The organism is Flavobacterium sp. WC2416 (assembly GCF_041200095.1).
Lineage (GTDB): Bacteria > Bacteroidota > Bacteroidia > Flavobacteriales > Flavobacteriaceae > Flavobacterium.
The window spans coordinates 2,687,671-2,711,887 of sequence record NZ_CP165626.1; the positions used below are offsets into that span (position 1 = coordinate 2,687,671).

The following is a 24,217-nucleotide window of genomic DNA, read 5'->3' on the forward strand; positions in this document are numbered from 1 at the left end:
TATTTAAAATAAAGTAGTATTTTAGTTACTTCATATACGCCTTATGCAAATAATTGTAAAAAAGATATGGCATCGCGATGCAGATCGAATCGGACTTTTTTTTACCTATGATAGTGGGACTATTTCTCAATTAAAAAAATTGGGAGGAATCTATAGCCAGTCGCTCCGTTGTTGGTATTTTGATTACAATGCTGTAAATTACAAGCTCATAAGTCAAACCTTTGATGATTTGGTTATTGACAACCCAAAAAAGACTAAAACGCAACCGCTGGCCGGCCTTACCATAGGCCGTGACCTTCCAGCCATAGCCACAGGCAACCTTCAGTTAGATTCGGCACTAATGCTGAATAACCCTGAACATATAGCGAAAACAAATTCGTTAGCACCCAACATGCGTTTAGAATTATTGCCTAATTTAGGTAAGTATTGGGTTTTCAAGATGCAGTATTATCAGGCAATAAGCAGGCAATTATTGGCCACAAAAGGAGTCTATTGGAATGCCAATTATAAGGTTTACATGGTGCTAAGGAACACTAATGTAAAATTGCAAGTTGAAAAAATACTTGGCGCATCCTCTTTTTTTCCTGAAAATGATTCTTACAAAAGCGAAACGGTCTTTACATCTGAATCGATTATAGTAAAACCACATCCAGAAGACCCGAAATGGATGGAAGTGTATGTACCACCATTTCTTGTATTACGAGAAAAAATAAAACGGTTCTCTATGGCTCGTTTTAGTACCATCAAAGACTGTTATTTACTTCCTGCAGCACCTAGTGTATATGAGGCCATGGGAATGCAATTTGAGCCTCATAAAGTACTAATTAACAACCGGCTTCCTAAAGGGTATTTATTGAAACAAAACTTACCTAACAGGAAACAACTCGATTTAAGTAAAACCAAAGCTCAACTATTCAACCAAGTTCCTGATGCAGCACATGACTATATTACGTTAATGGTAGACACTATATTGGCGCTTAATTACAGTAGTTCCACGATGCGAACGTATACCAGTTCCTTTTTAAAATTCCTGCGGGATCACCAGTTTAGAGATCCTCACACCATTACACAAAAAGAAATCATAAAATACTTGGCTTCCATTATGGAGCGCGGTTTATCAGCCTCCTCCGGACACAATATGGTAAATGCTTTATTATTTTATTATCAGCAAATTGAACATCAAAAAGGCTTTGAACTAAAAATTCCTCGACCAAAAAGTGAAAAAAAATTACCGGCAGTATTAACCATGGAAGAATGTCTACAAATTTTTAGAGCTGTAGACAACCCAAAACACAAATTATTATTGTTAATAGGCTATGGTGCAGGCCTACGTGTAAGTGAGATTGTAACTCTAGAGTGGCGCGATATATTATTTGCCGAGCATAAAATTCATATTAAAAATGCCAAGGGCAAGAAAGACCGCCTGGTGATGTTGCCCTACTCTATTGTAAGTTCACTGGAGCTTTATAAGACATTATACGAACCCAATAAATATGTTTTTGAAGGGCAATATGCAGGGGAACCCTACAGCATTGGTAGTGCGCAATCAGTAATGCGACAAGCACTAAAAAAATCCGGATTATCCAAAAGTGCTACTGTACATACCTTACGCCATAGTTTTGCTACCCATTTACTAGAAAATGGAACTGATATTAGATACATTCAAAAATTCCTAGGTCATGCTAGTATTAAAACGACTACAATATACACGCATGTTTCAAAAATGGCTGCTGATAAGATACTCAGTCCATTAGATCGCTTGGTAGATGAAAATAACAAGAAAAAACTGAAAGATTAATCAAAAACATCCAAAAAGATGTATATATTTGATGTTATATACAAGTTAGCAGAAATGCAACCAGAACCGAATAGAACTGGTTACATTTTAAAACAGAAGTTACTTTTTAGGTTTTGGCTTCGGTTTTGGTTTCATTGGCATTGTCATTGGTTTTCCCATAACTTTACTAATTTAATTGTTATTCAAAAATTTAAAGGCGTTTTGATTCTCCTATTTCAATTTAACTTCGTCATTTGTTAACCACTTGTGATTGTTCATTTTCATTCCGTCTTTCATTGTAATATCTGAAAGATTTGCAGGTAACGAATAACTTTTAATGATTGCAGTTGAACCTTTCATTCCGTCCATATGGTCAACTAAAACTTCAACTGAACTACCTTCTTTAATTACCTTTGATTTTGCAGTATCAGTATCATAATCAATAGAAAATTTATCTTTTAATTTTTTCTTAACTTCTTTAATGTCGTCTTGAGCTTTAAGAGATAAATTAACAGCCCAATCTTTAAAATCGGTATCGTCATAAAGAGATTGTGCGCATTTCACTACTTGTTGGTAGCTTTGAATTAAGTTTGCAAGTTTTTGTTTGCTGGTTTCTTTTGCCATTTTTATAAAATTTAATTGTTAATATTTAAGATTAAATGCACTATCTGCTAACATCGGTTTTGCTCTATTGCGGTATCGGGCTTAACTCGATGTTCGGTTTGTATTTGTTATTATTGTTTTTTAATCGATAATTTTGGCTTACTTTTCCGCAACAAAGCAAAGCCGAGAACCGTTAGCGGCAAGATTACGCCAAAACTTCAAAAGAACATTTATCTTAAATCTATGATTGAAATAATTGACAACATACTCCCTATCTTATTTATTATTGCAATTGTATCTTTCATTGTGTTTTTCATACTTGGTGCTGGATATAAACTAAATAATTTAGGGGAATCTAACCTATTAAACTTTTTGGAAGAAAACATATATTTTAGAGTTTCAGCAATTTTGACAATAATATCTTTTATTTCTATTTTTAGTTTAAACTCTTATGTAAGCAAATTAAGCCGAACAGAAATAAAAGAGAAAATAGAAAAACTAACAGACAAAAATTATATTTTAATAATAAATGACTCAATTAAAAAGAATGATAGTTTAATTGTTGCGCTAAAAAACATAAAAAAAACATCAAGCGGAAGAAATACTGGCTCATTAGAAATTAATGTAAAAATGAAAAACGGAAATGAAATAATCAACTTAATGTTGCTTAGAGATTTTACTAAGAAAACAAAATATTGGGTTCATTTTAAAAATTATAAAACAACGTCTGATAATTGTGTTGGTGAAATAAATACTGAATTTTTGAATGAATACAAATAACTCATAAAAATCCAGCCGCTAACAGCGGTTTCGCGCAATTGCGAGTTTTGTAGTAAATTCAAGTTAGTTTTTCGCAATAATTTTTATCTTAGCGGAAAGTAAATCGTTCCGAAGTTCGCAACTGTCGCGAAGCCACGGGACGTTGGTGGCAATAATCCCGAAAATCGTAACTAAAAAGAAAAAATATGTTTTCATTTTTTAATAAGAAAAACATCAAGACAGAAATACCAAATTGGGCTTCGTTTTTTAAAAATTCTGAATATTCTACATTCATATATGAAATTGAAAATTATTTTAGAAAGCTAAATATTGAAATTGAAATTTCCGATGGAATTATACTTGTAACTGAAAACGAATTAGGATTTAGTAATTTAGGATTAAGCAATGTTGCGCAAAATTGTAAACAAGACAAACCAAAAAATTATAAGGATATAATTAAGGATCACTTCAATTTATTGATAGAAGCAAACAAATTTGAAATAGAATTTGAAAAAATTGTGGATAACTTTGAGGAAGTTAAAAAATATATCGGAGTAAGATTATACAACGATGAATATATTGATTATGTTGGAAAAGAGTTCGCAATTGGAAAAGAGTTTGAAGGAGATATTTATTCTATGCTTGTATTTGATTTTCCGCACAGCATAGCAAATATAAAACCAGAACAAATAAAAAAATGGGAGAAATCTATTGATGAACTTTTTGAAATTGGATTGCAGAATATTAAAGACAAATATCCACTAACAATAACAAAAGAAAATTTTAATGTTTTTGACATTTGGTTTGCAAATTCCGACCATTTCTTTACGCCAAATATAGTTTATGATTTAGAAAATCGAAAAGAACTAACCGGAAGTAAAGGTTTGTTAATTGGAATTCCGCACAGACATTCAGCAATAATATATCCAATTGAAAATTTAGAAGTTGTAAAAGCAATAAATGGAATTTTTCCTGCAATTTATAATATGAATGTAGAAGGTCCAGGTTCACTTAGCAATAAAGTTTTTTGGTATAATGACAGAGTTTTTACTGAAATTCCATATAAAATGGAAGATGGAAAATTGCAATTATTTCCACCAGATAATTTTCTAAAATTATTAAACGAACTAACTTGATAAATAAAATTACTGCCACCAACACACGCTACAAGCAATTTGGGGTTTAGGCTTAATTGAAAGTTGGTTTTGTATTTGGGATGATTTGGAAAATCCGAATAATGGGCTTAATTTAGTCCCAAACTGCTTGTAGCGCGGGAACGTTAGGCGTGAGTTGCGCCGAAATTACGCAGATGAAAACAATTAGAAAATGAATTGGTTTCCTCAAGAAGTTTAAAATGCAGAAGTGTGAAAGTTGGAATTTAGAAGCGCAAATCTGAAAAGCTAAAAGTTGAAAGTTGGAATCTAAAAAACAGAAACTTGAAAAGTGGAAACGTGAAAGTTGGAATCTGAAAAATAGAAACTTGAAAAGCGGAAGCGTGAAAGTTGGAATCTGAAAAGCAAAAACTTGAAAAGCGGAAGCGTGAAAGTTGGAATCTGAAAAGCAAAAACTTGAAAAGCGGAAGCGTAAAAGTTGGAGTCTAAAAAGTAGAAACTTGAAAAGCGGAAGCGTGAAAGTTGGAATCTGAAAAGCAAAAACTTGAAAAATAGAAGCGTTAAAAATTAGAGGTTTAATAGTAATTCCGACAAAACAACCCCCGCCTAACAGCCGTTTGGCGAGATTGGGGTTTTAGGCTGAATTTAAAAATGGTTTTGTATTTGGAAAATTTGGGTTTAACCGAAAAATTACGCATCTTTATTCCCCAACCTCGCCAAGCGGCAAAACGTTGTAAGCAAGTTTGCACCAAAACTGCAAAAAATTAACCGCAAATGGAAAAGTATCTGATTCTATTTATTATAAGTTTAAGTTTCTCTTCTTTTGGGCAGAATTGCTCTATGCTGAAAAACGGAAAATACGAAATCCAATATGACGCAAAAGAAAGAAATTCTAGTTTAATTGAAATAAACGGAAATCACTATTATACTGACCACGATGACGGAAAAAAAGACTACGAAATTATAACGCTGAGTAATTGTAGTTTCAGATTAAAAAATAATGAAAAGGTTGATGAATCTAAACTCACAGAATTTCAAAAGATAATCTCCAAACAAAAACCTTATTTTGAAATTATAAAAGTTGAAGGAAGCGTTTATTACTTTGTTTGCAGAATAGATTTACATGTTCAATGTGGAACTGGAAAGTTTATCAAAAAAGAAGAATAAAACCAGCTTACAACAGCCATTTTGAGCTAGCTGGAATTTAGTGGAATTATCGTTTCGCATCAAGTTTTCGTTAAGCCGAAAATTGAGCGGTTACGAACTTCCGGCCATCTCAAAGTGGCATAACGTTATGCAACATTTAAAACATGCCTTGACAAATGAAATTTAAGATAATTACAACCATTTTTTATATTTTATTCTTTTGCTCATGTAATCAAAAATTCGAAATGTTATCAGCAAAAAATACAGAAAACGGAGTTCTGTTGAAAAAAATTATACCAAATAAAAACGTTAAATATTGGCAAGTTGAACACTTTCCAAATTATAAAACTGAGGAGTTGGATTTTGAAATTTTATTTTCAAAAGGGAATACGGAAAATATATCCATTCCGAAAAACGAATTTAATTTAAATGGATTTTTTTCAGGTTGTCATCCATCACTTTGTGCTTACAGAATTACTTATTTGGAAAAAGACCAGTGGAAAATCATACAGTCAGAAAAAGAATTGAAAACTTTCATTGATAAAATTGATAATGTGTATGAAGCCTATTTGATCGGAAAAATAAATGAATACGACATTGACCAAAATTCAGAAGAAGGAAATGGATTTGTAAAGCAAAAAGATGGTTACAAACTTAAAATGATGAAATACAACAATTGTCCAGAATCAAAAGAGAGTTTTACTTTATCTATCAATAACAATGGAAATATCGAAAACACAAAAAGCAATGGGTTTTATTTTAAAACTACTGATTGCATAATTTACTAAAATAAAAACGTTGCATAACAGCCATTTAGCAATATTGCGAGTTTTGTGGTAAATTCACGTTTACGTTTCGTAAGAAATTATATCTTTAACGGAAAATAATAGGTCACGAAGTTCGCAACATCGCTAAGTGGCATAACGTTATAGGGCATTTTACCTCACAAAACTGAAAAACAGACAATTAAAAAATGAATTCTCAAATAATAAATGAAAAAATTAAAAGCCGAAATCCAATAATTGCCTTTTTGCTTGCTTTCTTTTTTTTTGGATTTGGACAAGTATATAATGGACAAATTAAAAAAGGGATTATTTTTTTTCTTATTGAATTTATCTTCCTTTTAATCTTTGGTTTTACAAGATTAGCGGTTACATTTTTTGGATTTATTTCAATTTTAATTATCGGATTTATTTTTAGAATGTATGTGATTTTTGACGCAACAAAAACTGCTAAAAATTTAAAAAATTATAAACTTAAACCCTACAATACTTGGTATTATCATCTTGCAATTATAATTGGTATCAGTACTATACTTTGGTTTTCCGATTCCACTTTAATTGTAGGAACAAAAAGCTATAGTATTCCAACTACTTCAGGCGAACCTAATATTAAACTTGGAGACAAATTAATAGCCGATTTAAATGCTTACGACCATAAAGAACCAAATTATGGTGATTTAGTTGTTTTTCAGCAAAAAGACAGTTTATATCCTGGTATGTACAGAATTGTTGCATTACCATACGACAGAATTGAAATCCGAAATAACTTTTTAATAATAAATGGAAAAAAGTGCCAGACATCATTTATTAGAAAAACTAAAAGTGAAGGATTTAATGTTAATGAATATGAAGAACAACTTCCAAATGGACATAAACACAAAATTTTTGCTTTTAAAAAACCATTTGAAGAAAATACAAGTATGGTTTCAGAAAGAAGAATTCCTGAAAATTGTTATTATTTACTCGGTGACAATAGAGATAATGCAATGGATTCCAGATATATTGGAATAATTAAAAAAGACGAAATTAAAGGACGAATAGTTTTCAGTTATTGGGGAAAAACTAATGACCGAATAAATATCGATTTTAGGAATAAATAAAAAAACGCCCTATAACAGCCATTTAGCAATATTGCGAATTTTGTGGTAAATTCACGTTTACGTTTCGCAAGATTATTTATCTTTAACGGAAAATAATCGGTCACGAAGCTCGCAACATAGCTAAGTGGCATAACGTTACAGGCAAGCTTAACAAACGAAACAGACAATGATAGACAAAAGGTCACCATTTTTCGCTTATAGATATTTAGTAACTCCGACAAGTGAACAGGTTTCTATTTTTCAAGAGTTGAATAAAAGCAAAGAAGAACTAATGACTGATATCATTAGTGACCTTGCTCTAAATACTAAATCTGAATGGACAAAAGGTAATAAACGGTTTCTTTTTTATGGTTTTCAGCACAAAGATGATATTTATATTATAAAATTCGCAAGAGAGACTAATGAGAATATTTATATTGAAGGAGATGATGATATTGAAATTAGAGGAATTAAAGAAGCTAAATATGTTTATTTGATAGTCGACACCAAACATCAAATTGTTCTTATAGAAAAAAATGTTTCAGTATTCCAACATATAGAAAGTTCTGTAAATACACTTGCGGATTATTTTAGAAGCCAAATGAGGAATTTTGACTATGTAGTTAATATTTATCCGTTAGTTTCAAAAAAGAAATTTTGGAATTACGTTGATTCGGCAGAAGAAATTTACGAACTTTCATTGGAAATGAATGCTCCAAATATGGCACTATTTGGCAATTCAGACACAAGAAATGTATTGCAACAAATTAAAGAAACAACAAACAACGAAGTATTTGATATATCCTTTAAAAATAAAGAAGGGCAACTTAAAGTATTACGGGAAGCACTTGGTGGCTACATTGACTATGTTAGAGAAGTTGGCGGAAAATATCTACTTAAATTCAAAAGAAACGGAATTCGAGAAACCAAATCCAGTGAAACAGATACTGCTAAAATTTATATTGAAAGAAAAAAAACAGAAAAATATTCCGACGAAGAAATTCAAATTATTAGCGAGAAGTTGAATACAATTCATACACTTGAAAGTAGAGAAGAAGATGAAAACGAAAACGAATAAAAGAATTCTATTGACATTGCTGATAGTTTCAGCAATTGGCTTCGTTTCCAATTACATAGTAATGACTACTCCTATTTCGTCATTTTCAATTTTTGACACATCAAATTTATTTACTTATTTTGGTGTTTTAATTGGATTTGCTTTGACAATTTACACTTTTGGACTTTCAATGGTTTCTGACATAAAATCAAAAATCGACACACACAAGAAGTTATCAGAAGAGCAAAAAAAAGCAATGTATGTAAATTTAGTTAGTGGTTTTAGCGAAATCAAAGGAGATATTTGGCTAATATTTTACTCAATATTGATTGTCATTGGATTTGCAATTGCAAAAGAAATTCCAAATCCGTTCGGTTGGCAAGTAGAACAATTAAAACTTCCAGACACTGCTAATTTGACACTTTTCATAACGACAACTATTGCAATGTGGGACATTATGCAGACGCTTTTTAACCTATCAGAAATAAATCTTGAACTAAACAAGGACGAGAAAGCCAGCCTGTAACAGCTACTACAACGGATTTGGGCAATTGGCTTAATGGAAAGTTGGTTTTGTATTTGGGATGATTTGGCAAATCCGAAAATAGGGCTTAATTTAGTCCCAAACCCGCTGTAGTAGCGGGACGTTATATTCCAGCTTGGTTGGAACGGTTAAAAATAAAACAGAAACTTGTTGATTAGCTCAATTTCAACACTTGTGTTTATTCGGGAGTTCACTCTCCTTGATTAGCATTATAAGGCGTTTCTGTTTTAAAAATTATTTTTCTTTTTTATATATTTCTAAAAGTTCTTTTGGAGAATTTTTATCAAAAGATAAATCATTTCTATTCCATAAATCCAAATACCACTCCGCAAAATCAATAGCGAACTTATCTGATTCAGAAACTATTTCGTAAGCTACATATTCCCTGTTATAATCTTCATCAATCCAATTTATTAAAATGTTTCGGTAATTTTCTTTAAGATTTTTGATTCTGTTCATACTTCAGTGCCTCCTTCTATTCTCCTATTATCCCAATTTTTACATAAATTACATTGTTTTTCACAAGGATTATCCTCTCTACATAATTCATATCTTTCGCAATATTTTTCTTTTGTTTGCATAATGTTTGCGTTTAAAAAGCCGAGAATATAACACTGCATAACAGTAATTACGGTATAAGGCTTGATTTATAAATTGTTTTTATTCTGGTTTTATTTGTGATTTAAGCGATAATTTAGGATCATCAGTCCGTAACTAATGTTATGCGATGCCGTTGCAATACATATTGTTGCCGAATTTTGCGCTGAAAAATTTACTATAAAATCGTTAAGCAGAAAGTAATTTACTTCCATGAAAGCGATGCAGTTTGCAGCGAAATGGATTAGAACGAAATCGTTAAGAAGAAAGTATTTTGCTTCTATTAAAGCGATGCAGTTTGTAGCGAAATGGATTAGAACGAAATTGTTAAGCAGAAAGTAATTTGCTTCAATGAAAGCGATGCAGTTTGCGGCGAAATGTATTGCGGCGAAAAAGAGAATAACGAAAAAACTTTGTGGTTATAAATACATATTGCAACACCGGTTTTGCAAGATTGCGAAATATGTGGGAAATTCACGTCTATTTTTCGCAAGAACATTTATATTAGCGGAAAATAATCGGTTACGAAGTTCGCAACCTAGCAAAGCCGTGACCGTTAGGCACAAGCTTAAAAAAAAAACAGCACGAAAAACAAAATATAATGACATCAAAACCACGAAGAATAGGATTTTACTACTTAACATTAGTGTCAGGAGATAACAATGTAGAAAATGCCTTCAACGAAACATTAAATCATATTAATAGTCTTCCTAAACTTGAAAGGAATATAACAATCAAAAATCCAAAATTTGGTTTTTTAGAAAGCATAAATTCAAACACTCAAAGTACTATACATAAAATTATTATTAAAAGTGCTTCTCATAGTTTTAGACCTCCATTAATTCATCGAAATACAATCATAGAACGTGAAAGTCCAAAAAGTATGGAAGAAGGAGAAACTCAAAAAACCCATTTGATTACAAAAGCTATTAATGGAGATGTTATAGTAATTTTAGAAAAACACCAAGCAGGCTTAACTATTCAACAGGTAAAACATTATTTAAATAGTTTTGCTTTTTCTGTAGATTCTGATGTTCCAGTCAGATTTGATTTTGAAGCTATTGCCAAAGATAATTTTTTAGAAGAAATAGAAAGTATGTCAAGAATTATAAGTGCTGACGTATACGTTGATAAACAATTATTGGGTAGTGAAGTACTTGATTTTTCAGAAAGAACAAATACAGTAAAGCACGAAGTAATAATTTCAGTAAAAGCTAAAAACAAAGATAATATCTTTGATTTTACACGAGATGTATATGCTAAATTGAATGGTGGACATAATGAAATACAAAGATTAAGAGTTGTAGGGCGAAATACTGACAACAACGTGGTTAAAATAAATACTGATTTTATTGAAAGACAAGAATATGTAAAACCGAGAAGAAATGAAGTGACAGGCGAAATTAGTACAGACGACCTTTTTGAAGAAATGGAAACAGTTTTAAGCAACTTTAACTAAAAATGTATTTAGAATTTTTATTATTAATCGCTGATTATTTCAGAACCGTTTCAAGAAGAATTTTCTACTTTGAATGGTTATTTCCGTTAATTATCGGGATTGGAATTTTTTTTCTTTTATTGTTTGGCTCATCAACTTCCGCAACTGTAATTTTTAAAGATAACGCAATAAATCTTTTAGGGATTTTGGTTGGTTTTTCAATAACAGTTATTACTATACTTACAACAGGTCAAGGCCAAAATTTAGATGAAATTAAAAAGACAAAAACTAAAATAAAAATCAGCAATGATACAATAACATTATTTAGACTTTTACTTATAAATTTCACTTATTCTGTAATAATTGAAGTAGCACTTATAATTGTCTGTTTAATCTATCCTTTAATTATTGACAACATTAAAATAGATGCAAATATTAAATATGCGGGATTCTCAATTTTAGTGTTTTTAATTTTACATATTATGCTTTTAACAATGCGAAACTTAACCGACTTCTACCTAATTTTAATAAAACCGACAAAAAAAGCCAGTGCCTAACAGCCGTTTTGATATAGCTGGAATTTAGTGGAATTAACGTTTCGCATCAAGTTTTCGTTAAGCCGAAAACTGAGCGTTTACGAAGTTCCAGCCATCTCAAAGCGGCATAACGTTAGCCCTCAGTTTACCATAGAAACCAAAACTGAGGGCATAAAATTTAATTTTAACCTTAATAATAAATAAAATGACAAAAGTATTAGTAGCAAATGTTTCTTCAATTGTAAACGACAATGAAAAACGTAATTTTGAATTCGAATTAACCGAATTAAATAAACACCTATCAGAAGGATGGTATATTGAAAAATACGATATTGTTACTAATCCAATTTCTTTGGCTTTTAGTATTATTTATCAGTTAACTAAATAGTTAAATCTTATCTACCATTTCTTTGGTTGACTTAAAAATTGGAAGCCAAAGAAATCGGTAAATAGTTACTGATTTTTGAAACTGATTTGTCTCTCCTTGATTCTGAAACCTTGTTGTTTTTGAAAACATAATCTTGTATTTTATTTTTTGCTTTTCTCTTTATATCGGTGGAAAAACGAAACCGAAAAATTAATATTGGAATAAATAAAAAACCGAAGGGCTAACACACGTTTGTACTTACTGTGGGTTTATTGGAATTACCGTTTCGCAATCATAAATCTGCAAAGCAGAAAATTGAAAGGTTACGAACTCCACAGCAAGTACAAGCGTGGGAACGTTATAGCCAAGTTTAGAACAACATCAACAATAAAGAACACTTGAATGAAAATTAGCAGACCTGCAATAATGAAATTATCCGAAATGATATGTGGAAACGAAGCATTCAATCATTTTCCTTATCGTTCTTCATCTCAGTTGACAAAATTTTTCATAGATAACGACCTAGACTTTGTACACGATGGCTCTACTAGACATTTATGGGTTCAAGACGTTTTAAATAAACTTAATGAACAATCAATTGAAGAAGATAATTTGCCAAATAGGGATTTAATTAAAGTTATAATATCATTAGTAAATCCAGATTATTTTCTTTTTGATGATAAACTAGACCATAAAAAAGCTGTTGAAGATGTAAATAAGTCCTTAAAATCATCTAAAATAATACTCAAAGAGAAAGCTGACGGACAATATTTGCTAACAACATTAACTGGACAATTTATTTCTACGGGTATTAGCGAAATTGAAGCAATACAACAAATTACTTTTACGCCATCTGTATTCAAAATACCTAAGAAACCAACAAATTCGAAATTAATTTCAGTAATGATGCCTTTTAGCCCTGCTTATCGCGGGACATATGAAGCAATTAAACGAGTTGCCGACCATATGGAATTAGAGTGTTTAAGAGCTGACGACATTTGGGAAAACTCAACTATTATACAAGATATTTTTGACTTAATATTTTGCTCTAGAATAGTTATCGTAGATTTTAGCGAAAGAAATCCAAACGTTATGTATGAAACTGGAATTGCTCATACACTTGGAAAAATAGTAATTCCAATAACACAATCATTCAATGATATTCCTTCAGACTTAGGACATCACAGAGCATTGAAATATTTGCCGAATGATGAAGGTTACCGGAATTTATCAAATGACCTTTACAAAAGAATTAGAACTATAATTGAAGAAAAATAAAACCTGGCTATAACAGCTGTTTTGATATAGCTGGAATTTAGTGGAATTATCGTTCCGCAATCATATTTTCGTTAAGCCGAAAATTGAGCGTTTACGAAGTTCGCAAACTAAAGGCAAAACGTTGCAGTAAATGATTTTGCAATCGTTTGCGTCGAAAAAGAATATAGCGAAATAGCAAAGCGGAAAATACTTTGGTTTAATTAAAGTGAAGCATTTTGTGCATAACAAAAATCTTATAAGCATTTCCCGTATTGGGAACTTTTGTTTATCTTTGAAAAAAAATTAAACATTGAGAATAATTTCGAAAAAGATATTGCGAGATTTTTGGGAAGTTCATGCAGATTCAGAACAGCAACTCAAATCCTGGTTTCAGGAAACCAGCAACGCTGAATGGAAAAATCCAAACGAAGTAAAAAAAGAATATCCAAGCGCGAGTATTTTAAATGATAATCGCTTTGTTTTCAATATCAAAGGAAATAATTACAGATTGATTGTAAGGATAAATTATAATTACCAAATGATTTGGATTCGATTTATTGGAACGCATGCAGAGTATGATAAGATTAACGCTAACGAAATTTAAAAGCTATGGAAATTAAACCTATAAAAACAGAAAAAGATTATAATCAAGCTTTGGAAAGATTGGAAACAATCTTTGATGCAAAATTCGGTTCAGCAGAAGGCGATGAACTTGAAGTATTGGGAATTCTTATCAATCAATATGAAAATGAACGTTTTCCAATTGGTTTACCAGATCCAATCGAAGCGATAAAATTCAGAATGGAACAAATGGGTTATAATCAAAATGATTTGGCAAAGATTGTTGGATTGAAAAGTCGAGCAAGCGAAATCTTAAACCGAAAAAGAAAACTTTCATTAGAAATGATTCGTCAACTTCATGAGAGATTGAATATTCCAACAGATGTGCTAATTCAAACATATTGAAATAAAGCACGTCGGCTAACAGCTGTTTCTCGCAACTGACGAGAAGTGGCATAACTTCAAACTGTCTAAAAACCTCAGTTTTGAGTTTTTGTTCTCGGATTCCTATCTTTGAAAAATATAAAATATGGAATTCTTAGAGCGTTTATTTAGGTTCTTAGACGAACTGACGTTATAGCCAATGCGAAAAAAATGCAGAATCCTGAAATAGATTGAAATGAAATTTGAACTAAAATTTATAACTGATTACGGACAGTTCTATATTGCTGACAAAAATGCGAAAGGAAATACTGGTTCCGAAAAGTTTTGGACTGACGAAGCATTCACCGACAGACTTGCAATAGAAGATGGAATAATTGGCGTTGGAATTGCGAATGATGAAGGAATAGTAAATTGTGAATTTGAAATTTTAGATTCTGAAAGTTTAATTAAAGATTTTGCCGAATTTGACCACGTAGTAGAAGCTAGTATAAATATTCATTCTGGAATTTTACAAGTATTGGACTGCCCAAATTCCGAAATTGAAATTGAAGTAGAAATTGAAAATGGCGCATACAGAATACGTGTTTATTCGTTAAATTTGGAAACAGCTTTTGATGAAAATCCAAGCGATTACTATAAAATTGAAATGTGGAAAGAAGTCAATTCGAAACGGAATGTTTTACAAAGATATACGGAAAAATAACCACTGTCTATAACCGCCATTTGAGCGAGCTGGAATTTAGTGGAATTACCTATTTAAATCACACTGAAATTGAATACAAGTTAAGATAGATGCGGTTTAAGTTACCAGCCTTCATTAAATCCATTTTTTAGTGCCAACTGGTATTTATCTAAATCAAATTTATACAAATCGGGTGCTTTGTGGGCCCCTCCTTTTCTACTTTCGTCTAGTTTTTCAAGGATATCATAACGCAGCATTTTTCGATAAAAATTACCGCGATTTAATTTTTTACCCAAAATAATCTCATACAACTTTTGAAGTTCAGGCATGGTAAATTTTTCAGGCAGTAAACTATGACCAATAGGTTTATGATTTAATTGTCGGCGAAGTGTTTCCAATGCTTTATCAAAAATACTCCTGTGATCCATCATAAAAGGGGGTAATTCCTCAATTGCTTTCCATTCACAAGCATCGGAAATATCGTCCATAACCAAATTGACTTGGTGAAAATCGACTAAAGCATAAAATCCTACCGAAAGAAATCGCTGTTTATTCCATAGTGTATCTGGAAATTCGTCAAAAATACCAGCTGACCGATTTAGATCACTAAAAACTTTAAATTCCTGTAAGTAAATATTTTCAGCACCTGTTCTACTAAACAGGATTCTATTGGCTGCTTGTTTCAAATTTTCTGTTTTTAAAACATATCCCCCAGGAAGCGCCCAAAGATCTTTTTCTTTCAATCTTGTAAGCAATACTTTTAAGATGCCATCATGAAATCCAAAAACGACACAATCAACAGATAAATTTGGAATATAAATATCCCAAGCTTCATTTGACTTCTCTTCTATTATTTTATTAAATTCCATTTTTTCAAGTTGGTTGCGAAAATACGAAATAGATTATAATTTTTACTTTAAAAACTGATAATCAAAAAATAAACTCTTTTTTTTTACAAATATTAAAAAAAAATAATTAATATTGCTTCATATTGAAGCAATAAAAACTATTTATTAAATAAACCACATGAAAAACAACACAATTTCACAAATCGTAAAAACTTCGCTGCTATCAGCGTTAGTTGTTTCTGGGATTTCTTGGACAAAAAAACCAGAAATAAATGACCCGAAAAATAGTCCAATCATTACTATAAATGGTTTTACTTTTTCAGATTTAAATAAAAACGGAAAATTAGATAAATACGAAGACTACCGTCTTTCTACCCAAGACCGAATTCAAGATCTAATTAATCAAATGACCGACGAAGAAAAAGCAAGTATGCTTATTGGAATCGGAATGCCTGGTTTTGATTGGGAAAAAATGCAATTCACAACAGGGAAAGAAACAGCAAAAGTTCCTGGTTCAGCAGGTGGTACAACTGAAATTTCCAGATTAGGAATTCCATCGGTAATTGTATCTGATGGTCCTGCAGGTGTGCGTATTAAACCAATTAGAGAAGACGATGCGAACACTTATTATGCTACAGCTTTTCCAGTAGGAACAGCATTAGCCTCTACTTGGAATGAAGCACTTATCAATTCAGTTGGTAAAGCAATGGGAAATGAAGTAAAAGAATATGGTATAGATGTACTATTAGGTCCTGGAATGAATATTCACAGAAATCCATTGTGTGGAAGAAACTTTGAATACTATTCAGAGGATCCATTAATCGCTGGAAAAATTGCAGCAGCAATGGTAAATGGTATACAATCTAATGGTGTAGGAACTTCGATAAAACACTTTGCTGCAAATAACCAGGAAAGAAACCGAATGGGTGTTAATGCACATGTTAGCGAAAGAGCTTTACGTGAAATATACCTAAGAGGTTTTGAAATTGCAGTAAAAGAGGCACAACCGTGGACTGTAATGTCTTCATATAACTTTTTGAATGGTACCTATACATCGGCACGTAAAGATTTATTAACCACTGTACTTCGTAATGAATGGGGTTTTAAAGGGTTAGTAATGACTGACTGGTTTGGTGGTTACAACGGATTTGGGGCTATAATGAATAAAGATGTTGTTAGTGATGTTACCAAACAACTAACTGCTGGAAATGATTTATTGATGCCAGGTCTACCTGCTCAAAAAAATGCAATTATTGAAAATATAAAAAATGGTAAATTATCTCAAGAAGACATCAACATTAATTTAAGAAGAGTCTTAGAACTAGTAATGAGATCGCCTGCAATGAACAATTACCATTATTCAAATAAACCAAACTTAAAAGAAAATGCACAAGTAACTAGAGATGCTGCTGCAGAAGGGGTAGTTTTATTGAAAAACGAAGGTAATGTATTGCCATTTACTTCAAAATCAGCTCCACTAGCTGTTTTTGGTGTTACTTCTTATGATTTTATTTCTGGTGGAACTGGAAGTGGTGATGTAAATGAAGCCTATTCTATTTCCTTAATTGAAGGTTTAACAAATACTGGTTTTTCAATTGATACCGAATTAGAAGGACTATACAAACCATTTATGGTTGCTCAAAAAGAAATTGAAGCTAAAAGACGTGAAAAAGAAGGTTTATTGGCAACACCAAAAAGACTTCCAGAATTAGAATTAAATGCAGAAATCGTTCAAAATAAAGCTAAAACTTCTGAACTGGCATTAATCACAATTGGTAGAAATGCAGGTGAAGGGGATGATCGTAAAGTTGAAGAAGATTTTAACTTAGCACAAGATGAAATCAATTTAATCAATACCGTTTCGGCAGCTTTTCATGCTCAAGGCAAAAAGGTAGTGGTTGTTTTAAACATCGGTGGTGTAATCGAAACGGCTAGCTGGAAAGACAAAGTGGATGCTATTCTTTTACCTTGGCAACCGGGTCAAGAAGGAGGAAATTCTGTTGCAGATGTTTTCTCTGGAAAAGTAACTCCTTCTGGAAAATTAACAATGACTTTCCCTGTAAAATACGAAGATACACCATCGGCTAAAAACTGGATTGGAACACCTCCAGAAAACCCTACTGATGTAACTTATGAAGAGGGAGTCTATGTTGGATATCGTTATTTCAACACTTTTCATGTAAAACCATCTTACGAGTTTGGTTACGGATTATCATATACTACATTTGATATTTCAAATTTAAAAATGAGCTCAAAAGCATTTACAAACAAAATGGATTTTACAGTAACTGTAAAAAATACAGGTAAAGTAGCAGGTAAAGAAGTAGTACAATTATACCTTTCTGCTCCATCAAAAAGCATTGACAAACCAATTTCAGAGTTAAAAGCTTTTGGTAAAACCAATTTATTACAACCTGGAGAAAGTCAAACAATAACGCTAACATTAAATCCTAAAGATTTAGCTTCATTTATTACAAGCAAAAATGCATGGATTGCTGAAGCAGGTACTTATAAAGTAGCAATTGCAACTTCCTCATTGGACACAAAACATACGGCTACATTCACATTAGCAAAAGAAACAATTGTTGAAAAAACAAATTCTTCCTTTGCTTCTGACTTAAAATTTACTGATTTAAAACATTAGTATACTAATTTATAATAATTCTTTAAAATGGGTTCGATTTTTCGAACCCATTTTTTTGTTTCTAAAGAATTTGTTTTACTACTTTTACAACCTATAACCTGTCACCTTAAAACGGGACAAAAAGTAACAATTCCATGTCTGTAGCAAAAAAAGATTATAAAAGAATAACTACAAAATCATTAATTGAAATGAAAGCCAATGGAGAAAAAATCTCCATGCTTACTGCCTATGATTATTCTATGGCAAAGATTGTTGATACAGCCGGTATTGATGTTATTCTAGTTGGAGATTCGGCTTCAAACGTAATGGCGGGACATGAAACTACGTTGCCTATTACATTAGACCAAATGATTTATCATGCCTCCTCTGTGGTACGAGCTATCGAAAGAGCACTAGTTGTTGTTGATTTACCTTTTGGAAGTTACCAATCGGATCCCAAAGAAGCCTTGCGTTCTTCTATCAGAATCATGAAAGAAAGCGGTGGACATGCGGTAAAATTAGAAGGAGGAAAAGAAATTAAAGAATCAATTAAAAAAATATTGAATGCTGGAATTCCAGTTATGGGACATTTGGGCTTGACCCCACAATCCATTTATAAATTTGGAACTTATACCGTAAGGGCAAAAGAAGAAGATGAAGCTGATAAATTAGTTGAAGATGCTAAATTATTAGAAAGGCTTGGATGTTTCGCTTTAGTTTTGGAAAAAATACCTGCTCATCTAGCTGAAAAAGTCGCTAAAAGTATTTCTATTCCTGTTATCGGAATTGGTGCTGGAGGTGGTGTTGACGGTCAAGTACTAGTTATTCATGACATGTTAGGAATGAATAATGAATTTAGTCCTCGCTTTTTACGTCGTTATATGGATTTATACGACGGAATGACTAAAGCCATTAGTCAATATGTTGCTGATGTAAAATCTAGCGACTTCCCAAATGAAAAAGAACAGTATTAATCTTTTATTAAAGGTGTTTTAACATTCATGGTTGTATATTTACCCTAAATAAATATTACTATGCTTGAACCACCTAATACATTTATTGTAATTCCTTGTTATAATGAGGAAAAAGGAATTACAATTAAAGAATATTCAAGGTTTCTAGATAATTATCATCACGCAAAGATTTGTTTTGTAAATGATGGATCAACTGATAGTACCCTTGCTTTACTAAATATTTTAAAGAAACAATATACGAATCAAGTGTATATTGTTTCTTTATTAAAAAATGCGGGTAAAGCAGCAGCAGTTAGAGAAGGAATCATCTATTGTAATCAAAATTTTGACCACCAGTTTATTGGGTATTTAGATGCTGATCTTGCTACAACACTAGAGGAATTCATGGAAATCCAAAAATACATAAAGGATGAAATTGTATTTTGTTTTGGTTCCCGAATTAGAAAAATAGGTTCCACAATTGAGCGTCAAAATAGTCGCTTTTTGATTGGTCGTGTTATTGCGACTTTTATTTCACATGTATTGGGCATTAAAGTTTACGATACACAATGTGGTTGCAAAGTTTTTACAAGAGAAATTTCGATTCGATTGTTTAAAAAAGAATTTATTTCAAAATGGCTGTTTGATGTTGAGCTCTTCTTTAGAATGATTATCCTTTTTGGAAAAGAAAGAGCCATTCAAAAAATGTATGAAGTTCCGCTTAAATCTTGGATTGAAAAAGGAAATTCTAAAGTTAAACCAAGCTACTTTTTTAAACTTTGGATCGATTTATTCCAAATTAGAAAAAAATACAAAAACAACTCTACCAAATTAATCTAACCTAAACTCTAAAAAAATGATTGCAGAGAAATTTAAAAGTAACTCTTATGTTCTATCTATCTCCGTAATTCTTATCGCTTTATTTAGATTATTGTTGACTGCAGCAATTCCTTTACTAGATAAAACGGAAGCCAGATATGCTGAAATTGCAAGAATTATGCAAGAAACCAATCAATGGGTTGTCCCTCAAATTGATTACGGTATTCCTTTTTGGGCAAAACCCCCATTATCAACTTGGTTGTCTGCTTTTAGTTATGTTATTTTTGGCGTAAATGAGTTTGCTTCAAGATTTCCATCTTTTTTACTTAGCATATTATTAGTAATTATAGCAGGTAAAATGGTTAAAAAAAGCGGAGCTTCGTTCTATTTACCCGGTTTTATTTTATTAACGATGCCTGAGTTTTTAATACATACAGGCGTAGTTTCAACTGATACTGCTTTAGAATTTTGTGTAGCTATCATGATGATTTCTTTTTGGAAAACCATGAAAAGTGATAAAAAAACCTATTGGAATTATCTGTTTTTTGTTGCTTTAGGATTGGGACTATTGGCCAAAGGACCACTTATTATGGTGCTTACTTTTCCCCCATTATTTATATGGTGTTGCTTGGATACAAGAAGATTTCGCGAATTGTTTTCTAAGTTTTCAGTTATAATTGGGATTCTAATTACAGCCCTAATTGGACTACCTTGGTATTATTTTGCTGAACAACAATCACCTGGTTTTCTGGATTACTTTATAATTGGAGAACACTTCAAGCGTTTTATTGAACCCGGCTGGCAAGGAGATTTATATGGTAGTGGTCACTCACAACCAAAAGGAATGATTTGGCTTTTTATGCTTGGTTTTGGACTTCCATGGGTGCAAATTGTTTTTTATAAATTATGGAAAAATAGAAAATCAATATGGAAAAACGACTGGATTTCCTTCTTGGTTTTATGGTTATTCTGGACCCCTATTTTCTTTACTTTATCTAAGAATATACTCCATACGTATATGCTTCCTGTAACACTTCCTATCATGTTTTTGATGGTGTATTGGTGGGATGACTTTGAAAGTAAAAAGAAACTCATCCGAGTTGCTTTAATTTTTCCAATAATTGCAGTTATAGCGTATACCGTTCTTGCAACTGGAATTTTTGATGACAAAATGAATACTGATAAGTACATCTTGGAACATCTTATGGAGAAAAACGAGAACAAAGATATACCACTATATTATTGGAAAGAGAAAAATTATTCTGGTCAATTTTATACCAATGGAAAAGCACAATTAATAAAAAATGCTACCCAATTTGATTCTGTTTTTAAATTACATAAAAAAATATTTTTAGTAACTCTTAAGAAAACTGAAAATGAAATTCCAGAAAAATATAGGAAACAAATGGTTTTAACCGAAAGCAATTATAAAACAGCTATTTTTGTAACAAAATAAGAGACTAAAATTTGGTAATGAAAGAGCTATCCAATAAAAATAACCTTCAAGTACTTCATGAAGACAACCATATCATAGTGGTAAACAAACGTGTAGGAGATATCGTGCAAGGTGATAAAACGGGAGACAAGCCACTTAGTGAGGTGGTAAAAGAATACATTAAAAACAAATACAATAAACCTGGTGAAGTATTTCTGGGTGTTGTACATCGTCTTGACAGGCCCACAACCGGAATAGTTGTATTTGCAAGAACAAGCAAAGCACTGACACGATTGAATGAATTATTTAAAAATAGAGAAACTCAAAAAACATATTGGGCGATTGTAAAAAATAAACCTCTAAAAAAAGAAGATAAATTAATTCATTTTATCAAAAGAAATGAAAAAAACAATACTTCGAAAGCACATATAAAAGAGGTTCCTGATAGTAAAATAGCCAGTTTAGATTACACTGTTTTCAAAGAATTAACCAATTATTTTGCTTTAGAAATTAATTTACATACTGGAAGACATCATCAAATTCGAGCACAATTGGCATCCATTGGTTCACCAATAAAAGGAGATTTGAAATATGGATTTGATCGTTCTAATCCAGATGGTGGTATTCATTTACATGCTCGAAAATTAGTTTTTATTCACCCAGTCTCTAAAGAAGAAATCAAGATAATAGCACCAGTTCCAAATGAAGTTATTTGGAATGCGCTATAATTTTAATTTGATAAAAATTAGAATTAAAAATTTAAATTATCTTGCATAGCCATTAAAATATTTAATTTTAAGATGAATTATAAAACAAATATAAAATACCGAAAAGAAGTTTTAAAAAAACTGCTCAATATTATTATAATTCATGAAAATGAAATAATTCAAGCTTTATATGATGATTTTAAAAAACCTGCTTTTGAAGCGGTTCTGACAGAAACAAATTATGTAATTACAGAATTAAAAGACACCATAAAGAATATAAAAAAATGGGGAAAACCCAAAATGGTGCTTCCATCAATCGTGAATTTCCCCTCCTTAGACTATGTCTATAAAGAGCCTTATGGCAAAGTGTTGATAATAGCTCCTTGGAACTATCCCTTTCAATTGGCTCTCTGTCCTTTAGTCTCGGCAATCGCTGCTGGAAATCAAGTAGTACTTAAACCCTCTGAGTTAACGCCTCACACATCGGCAGTGATAACCAAAATTATAACTAAAACTTTTGCAGTGAATCATGTAGAAGTCATAGAAGGTGGTATTGAAGTTTCTCAACGTTTATTAGCAAAACGCTGGGATTATATATTTTTTACGGGTAGTGTTCCAGTTGGAAAAATAGTAGCCAAAGCAGCCGCCGCAAACCTAACTCCTGTAACACTTGAACTTGGTGGGAAAAATCCTTGTATAATTCATGAAACTGCCAATTTAAAACTGGCAGCTAAAAGAATCGTTTGGGGAAAATTTATAAATGCTGGACAAACTTGTATTGCACCCGATTATTTATTAGTCCATAATGATATAAAAACGGAGTTTGTCGAATTTTTAAAAAAAGAAATTACTTTAGCATATAGTGCAAAACCAGAAACCTCTCCCGATTTTGCTCGAATTATTAATTCAAAAAATTGGGCTCGATTAGTACAGATGATTGAACCAGAGAAAGTGATTTTCGGAGGGCAAACGAATGAACCTACACAGTACATCGCTCCTACCTTAATCGAGGAAACAGAGCTCGATACTCCTATTATGAAAGAGGAGATTTTTGGTCCGTTATTACCTATTCTTTCTTATAAAAGTGATGCCGACTTGCATACCATCATTTCTAGATATGAAAAGCCATTATCGCTATATGTATTTACCAAAAACAACGCATTTGCTGAAAAAATAATACAGGATTATTCCTTTGGTGGCGGATGTATAAACGATACGGTCATCCATTTTTCTAATAAAAGACTGCCTTTTGGAGGCGTAGGTCATAGCGGTATTGGAGCGTATCATGGGAAACTAAGTTTTGATACTTTTTCTCATAAAAAAGCAATTGTCAAAAAAGCCTATTGGTTAGATTTACCAATGCGTTACGCCCCTTATAAAGATAAATTAACTACAATCAAGAAATTGCTAAAATGGGTCTAATAACGGAAAAAACGGTTAGTGAAGCAATACAATATAGGCGCTCCGTTCGGGTTTTTAAAAATGAAAACATTGAAGACGACAAAGTAAAAGAATGCATTCGTTTAGCCTCTCTTGCTCCTACAAGTAGTAACATGCAACTGTGGGAATTCTACCATATCACTTCTCCTAAAATTTTAGAACAACTTACTGAAGCCTGTTTAGGACAGAATGCTGCAAAAACTGCCCAGCAGATGGTTGTTGTAGTTGCTCGAAAAGACTTATGGAAAAAAAGAATCCAGTCTAATGTTGACAATCTAAAGTCACAATACGGAGAGAAACCAGAATCGCAATACACAAAAAGAGAAAAATTCGCCCTAAACTATTATCAAAAAATAGTGCCCACACTTTATTTTGATTTTATTGGAATAGCAGGTGCATTCAAATTTTTGATCTTCCAACTCATAGGCTTATTCAAACCTACCTATAGACAAACGCGAAAAAGTGATATGCGAATTGTAGCTCAAAAAAGTGCTGCATTAGCGGCACAAAACTTCATGATTAGTATGGCTGCCATCAATTATGATACTTGTCCTATGGAAGGCTTTGATTCCTTGCGCGTAAAAAAAATAATAAACCTTTCACCATCATCTGAAATTAATATGATTATTGGTTGTGGAATTCGCGAAGAAACCGGTGTATATGGAGATCGATTCAGAATACCGTTTGAAGAGGTTTATTTTAAACTATAAA

General features: G+C 31.9%; 25 protein-coding genes. 22 read left to right on the forward strand and 3 right to left on the reverse strand.

Annotated features, from left to right (window positions below; all coding sequences use genetic code 11):
* The first annotated feature begins 43 nt into the window (after nucleotides 1-43).
* Nucleotides 44-1,798 (forward strand): tyrosine-type recombinase/integrase, encoded by a 1,755-nt coding sequence (locus tag AB3G39_RS11410; RefSeq protein ID WP_369753649.1) that lies wholly within the window; start codon nucleotides 44-46, stop codon nucleotides 1,796-1,798.
* 210 nt (nucleotides 1,799-2,008) lie between these two features.
* Here the strand turns inward: AB3G39_RS11410 and AB3G39_RS11415 are convergent, their stop codons facing one another.
* Entirely contained in the window at nucleotides 2,009-2,401 is a 393-nt protein-coding gene (locus AB3G39_RS11415; RefSeq protein ID WP_369769357.1) for a DUF1541 domain-containing protein, read from the reverse strand.
* A gap of 222 nt (nucleotides 2,402-2,623) precedes the next feature.
* On the opposite strand from AB3G39_RS11415, the gene AB3G39_RS11420 reads away from it, so the two are divergent.
* The 7 genes from AB3G39_RS11420 (at nucleotide 2,624) to AB3G39_RS11450 (ending at nucleotide 8,841) form a co-directional block, all read left to right on the forward strand.
* Nucleotides 2,624-3,160 (forward strand): hypothetical protein, encoded by a 537-nt coding sequence (locus tag AB3G39_RS11420; protein ID WP_369769358.1) that lies wholly within the window; start codon nucleotides 2,624-2,626, stop codon nucleotides 3,158-3,160.
* A gap of 185 nt (nucleotides 3,161-3,345) precedes the next feature.
* On the forward strand, nucleotides 3,346-4,275 hold the full coding sequence (locus AB3G39_RS11425; protein ID WP_369769359.1) for a hypothetical protein: 930 nt from the start codon (nucleotides 3,346-3,348) through the stop codon (nucleotides 4,273-4,275).
* A 750-nt stretch (nucleotides 4,276-5,025) separates the two neighbouring features.
* Entirely contained in the window at nucleotides 5,026-5,418 is a 393-nt protein-coding gene (locus tag AB3G39_RS11430) for a hypothetical protein (protein ID WP_369769360.1), read from the forward strand.
* Nucleotides 5,419-5,573: 155 nt separating this feature from the next.
* Entirely contained in the window at nucleotides 5,574-6,185 is a 612-nt protein-coding gene (locus tag AB3G39_RS11435; RefSeq protein ID WP_369769362.1) for a hypothetical protein, read from the forward strand.
* Nucleotides 6,186-6,370: 185 nt separating this feature from the next.
* Nucleotides 6,371-7,279: a signal peptidase I gene (gene lepB, locus AB3G39_RS11440; protein WP_369769363.1), complete on the forward strand. Its 909-nt coding sequence runs from the start codon at nucleotides 6,371-6,373 to the stop codon at nucleotides 7,277-7,279.
* Nucleotides 7,280-7,445: 166 nt separating this feature from the next.
* On the forward strand, nucleotides 7,446-8,336 hold the full coding sequence (locus tag AB3G39_RS11445) for a hypothetical protein (RefSeq protein ID WP_369769364.1): 891 nt from the start codon (nucleotides 7,446-7,448) through the stop codon (nucleotides 8,334-8,336).
* Entirely contained in the window at nucleotides 8,317-8,841 is a 525-nt protein-coding gene (locus AB3G39_RS11450; RefSeq protein WP_369769365.1) for a hypothetical protein, read from the forward strand. The genes AB3G39_RS11445 and AB3G39_RS11450 overlap by 20 nt, the downstream gene beginning before the upstream one ends.
* 252 nt (nucleotides 8,842-9,093) lie before the next feature.
* Here the strand turns inward: AB3G39_RS11450 and AB3G39_RS11455 are convergent, their stop codons facing one another.
* Nucleotides 9,094-9,318: a hypothetical protein gene (locus AB3G39_RS11455; RefSeq protein ID WP_369769366.1), complete on the reverse strand. Its 225-nt coding sequence runs from the start codon at nucleotides 9,316-9,318 to the stop codon at nucleotides 9,094-9,096.
* A gap of 739 nt (nucleotides 9,319-10,057) precedes the next feature.
* Between AB3G39_RS11455 and AB3G39_RS11460 the strand changes: the two genes are divergently transcribed.
* The 7 genes from AB3G39_RS11460 to AB3G39_RS11490 all read left to right on the forward strand — a co-directional run bounded on the left by AB3G39_RS11460 (nucleotide 10,058) and on the right by AB3G39_RS11490 (nucleotide 14,702).
* A complete protein-coding gene (locus tag AB3G39_RS11460; protein ID WP_369769367.1) occupies nucleotides 10,058-10,915 on the forward strand; it encodes a hypothetical protein in 858 nt (285 codons plus the stop codon).
* A gap of 2 nt (nucleotides 10,916-10,917) precedes the next feature.
* On the forward strand, nucleotides 10,918-11,451 hold the full coding sequence (locus AB3G39_RS11465) for a hypothetical protein (RefSeq protein WP_369769368.1): 534 nt from the start codon (nucleotides 10,918-10,920) through the stop codon (nucleotides 11,449-11,451).
* 184 nt (nucleotides 11,452-11,635) lie between these two features.
* Nucleotides 11,636-11,818, forward strand: a complete 183-nt coding sequence (locus AB3G39_RS11470; protein WP_369769369.1) for a hypothetical protein — start codon at nucleotides 11,636-11,638, stop codon at nucleotides 11,816-11,818.
* Between the two features lie 381 nt (nucleotides 11,819-12,199).
* Entirely contained in the window at nucleotides 12,200-13,075 is an 876-nt protein-coding gene (locus tag AB3G39_RS11475; protein ID WP_369769370.1) for a hypothetical protein, read from the forward strand.
* Nucleotides 13,076-13,364: 289 nt separating this feature from the next.
* Nucleotides 13,365-13,658, forward strand: a complete 294-nt coding sequence (locus AB3G39_RS11480) for a type II toxin-antitoxin system HigB family toxin (RefSeq protein WP_369753629.1) — start codon at nucleotides 13,365-13,367, stop codon at nucleotides 13,656-13,658.
* A 5-nt stretch (nucleotides 13,659-13,663) separates the two neighbouring features.
* Entirely contained in the window at nucleotides 13,664-14,020 is a 357-nt protein-coding gene (locus tag AB3G39_RS11485; RefSeq protein ID WP_367769379.1) for a type II toxin-antitoxin system HigA family antitoxin, read from the forward strand.
* A gap of 214 nt (nucleotides 14,021-14,234) precedes the next feature.
* On the forward strand, nucleotides 14,235-14,702 hold the full coding sequence (locus AB3G39_RS11490) for a hypothetical protein (RefSeq protein ID WP_367769376.1): 468 nt from the start codon (nucleotides 14,235-14,237) through the stop codon (nucleotides 14,700-14,702).
* A gap of 101 nt (nucleotides 14,703-14,803) precedes the next feature.
* On the opposite strand, the gene AB3G39_RS11495 is transcribed toward AB3G39_RS11490, so the two are convergent.
* Nucleotides 14,804-15,550: an NUDIX domain-containing protein gene (locus AB3G39_RS11495; RefSeq protein WP_369769371.1), complete on the reverse strand. Its 747-nt coding sequence runs from the start codon at nucleotides 15,548-15,550 to the stop codon at nucleotides 14,804-14,806.
* A gap of 157 nt (nucleotides 15,551-15,707) precedes the next feature.
* Between AB3G39_RS11495 and AB3G39_RS11500 the strand changes: the two genes are divergently transcribed.
* The 7 genes from AB3G39_RS11500 to AB3G39_RS11530 all read left to right on the forward strand — a co-directional run bounded on the left by AB3G39_RS11500 (nucleotide 15,708) and on the right by AB3G39_RS11530 (nucleotide 24,216).
* On the forward strand, nucleotides 15,708-18,173 hold the full coding sequence (locus tag AB3G39_RS11500) for a glycoside hydrolase family 3 N-terminal domain-containing protein (protein WP_369769372.1): 2,466 nt from the start codon (nucleotides 15,708-15,710) through the stop codon (nucleotides 18,171-18,173).
* Nucleotides 18,174-18,307: 134 nt separating this feature from the next.
* On the forward strand, nucleotides 18,308-19,126 hold the full coding sequence (gene panB / locus AB3G39_RS11505; RefSeq protein ID WP_367752660.1) for a 3-methyl-2-oxobutanoate hydroxymethyltransferase: 819 nt from the start codon (nucleotides 18,308-18,310) through the stop codon (nucleotides 19,124-19,126).
* Nucleotides 19,127-19,186: 60 nt separating this feature from the next.
* On the forward strand, nucleotides 19,187-19,945 hold the full coding sequence (locus AB3G39_RS11510) for a glycosyltransferase (protein ID WP_369753627.1): 759 nt from the start codon (nucleotides 19,187-19,189) through the stop codon (nucleotides 19,943-19,945).
* Nucleotides 19,946-19,961: 16 nt separating this feature from the next.
* Nucleotides 19,962-21,380: an ArnT family glycosyltransferase gene (locus AB3G39_RS11515; protein ID WP_369769374.1), complete on the forward strand. Its 1,419-nt coding sequence runs from the start codon at nucleotides 19,962-19,964 to the stop codon at nucleotides 21,378-21,380.
* A 17-nt stretch (nucleotides 21,381-21,397) separates the two neighbouring features.
* Nucleotides 21,398-22,087 carry an RluA family pseudouridine synthase gene (locus tag AB3G39_RS11520; protein ID WP_369769375.1) on the forward strand — a complete coding sequence of 230 codons (690 nt, stop codon included), beginning with the start codon at nucleotides 21,398-21,400 and terminating at the stop codon, nucleotides 22,085-22,087.
* Nucleotides 22,088-22,159: 72 nt separating this feature from the next.
* Nucleotides 22,160-23,488 carry an aldehyde dehydrogenase gene (locus tag AB3G39_RS11525; protein ID WP_369769376.1) on the forward strand — a complete coding sequence of 443 codons (1,329 nt, stop codon included), beginning with the start codon at nucleotides 22,160-22,162 and terminating at the stop codon, nucleotides 23,486-23,488.
* A complete protein-coding gene (locus AB3G39_RS11530; protein WP_369769377.1) occupies nucleotides 23,479-24,216 on the forward strand; it encodes a nitroreductase family protein in 738 nt (245 codons plus the stop codon). The genes AB3G39_RS11525 and AB3G39_RS11530 overlap by 10 nt, the downstream gene beginning before the upstream one ends.
* Nucleotide 24,217: the final 1 nt, after the last annotated feature.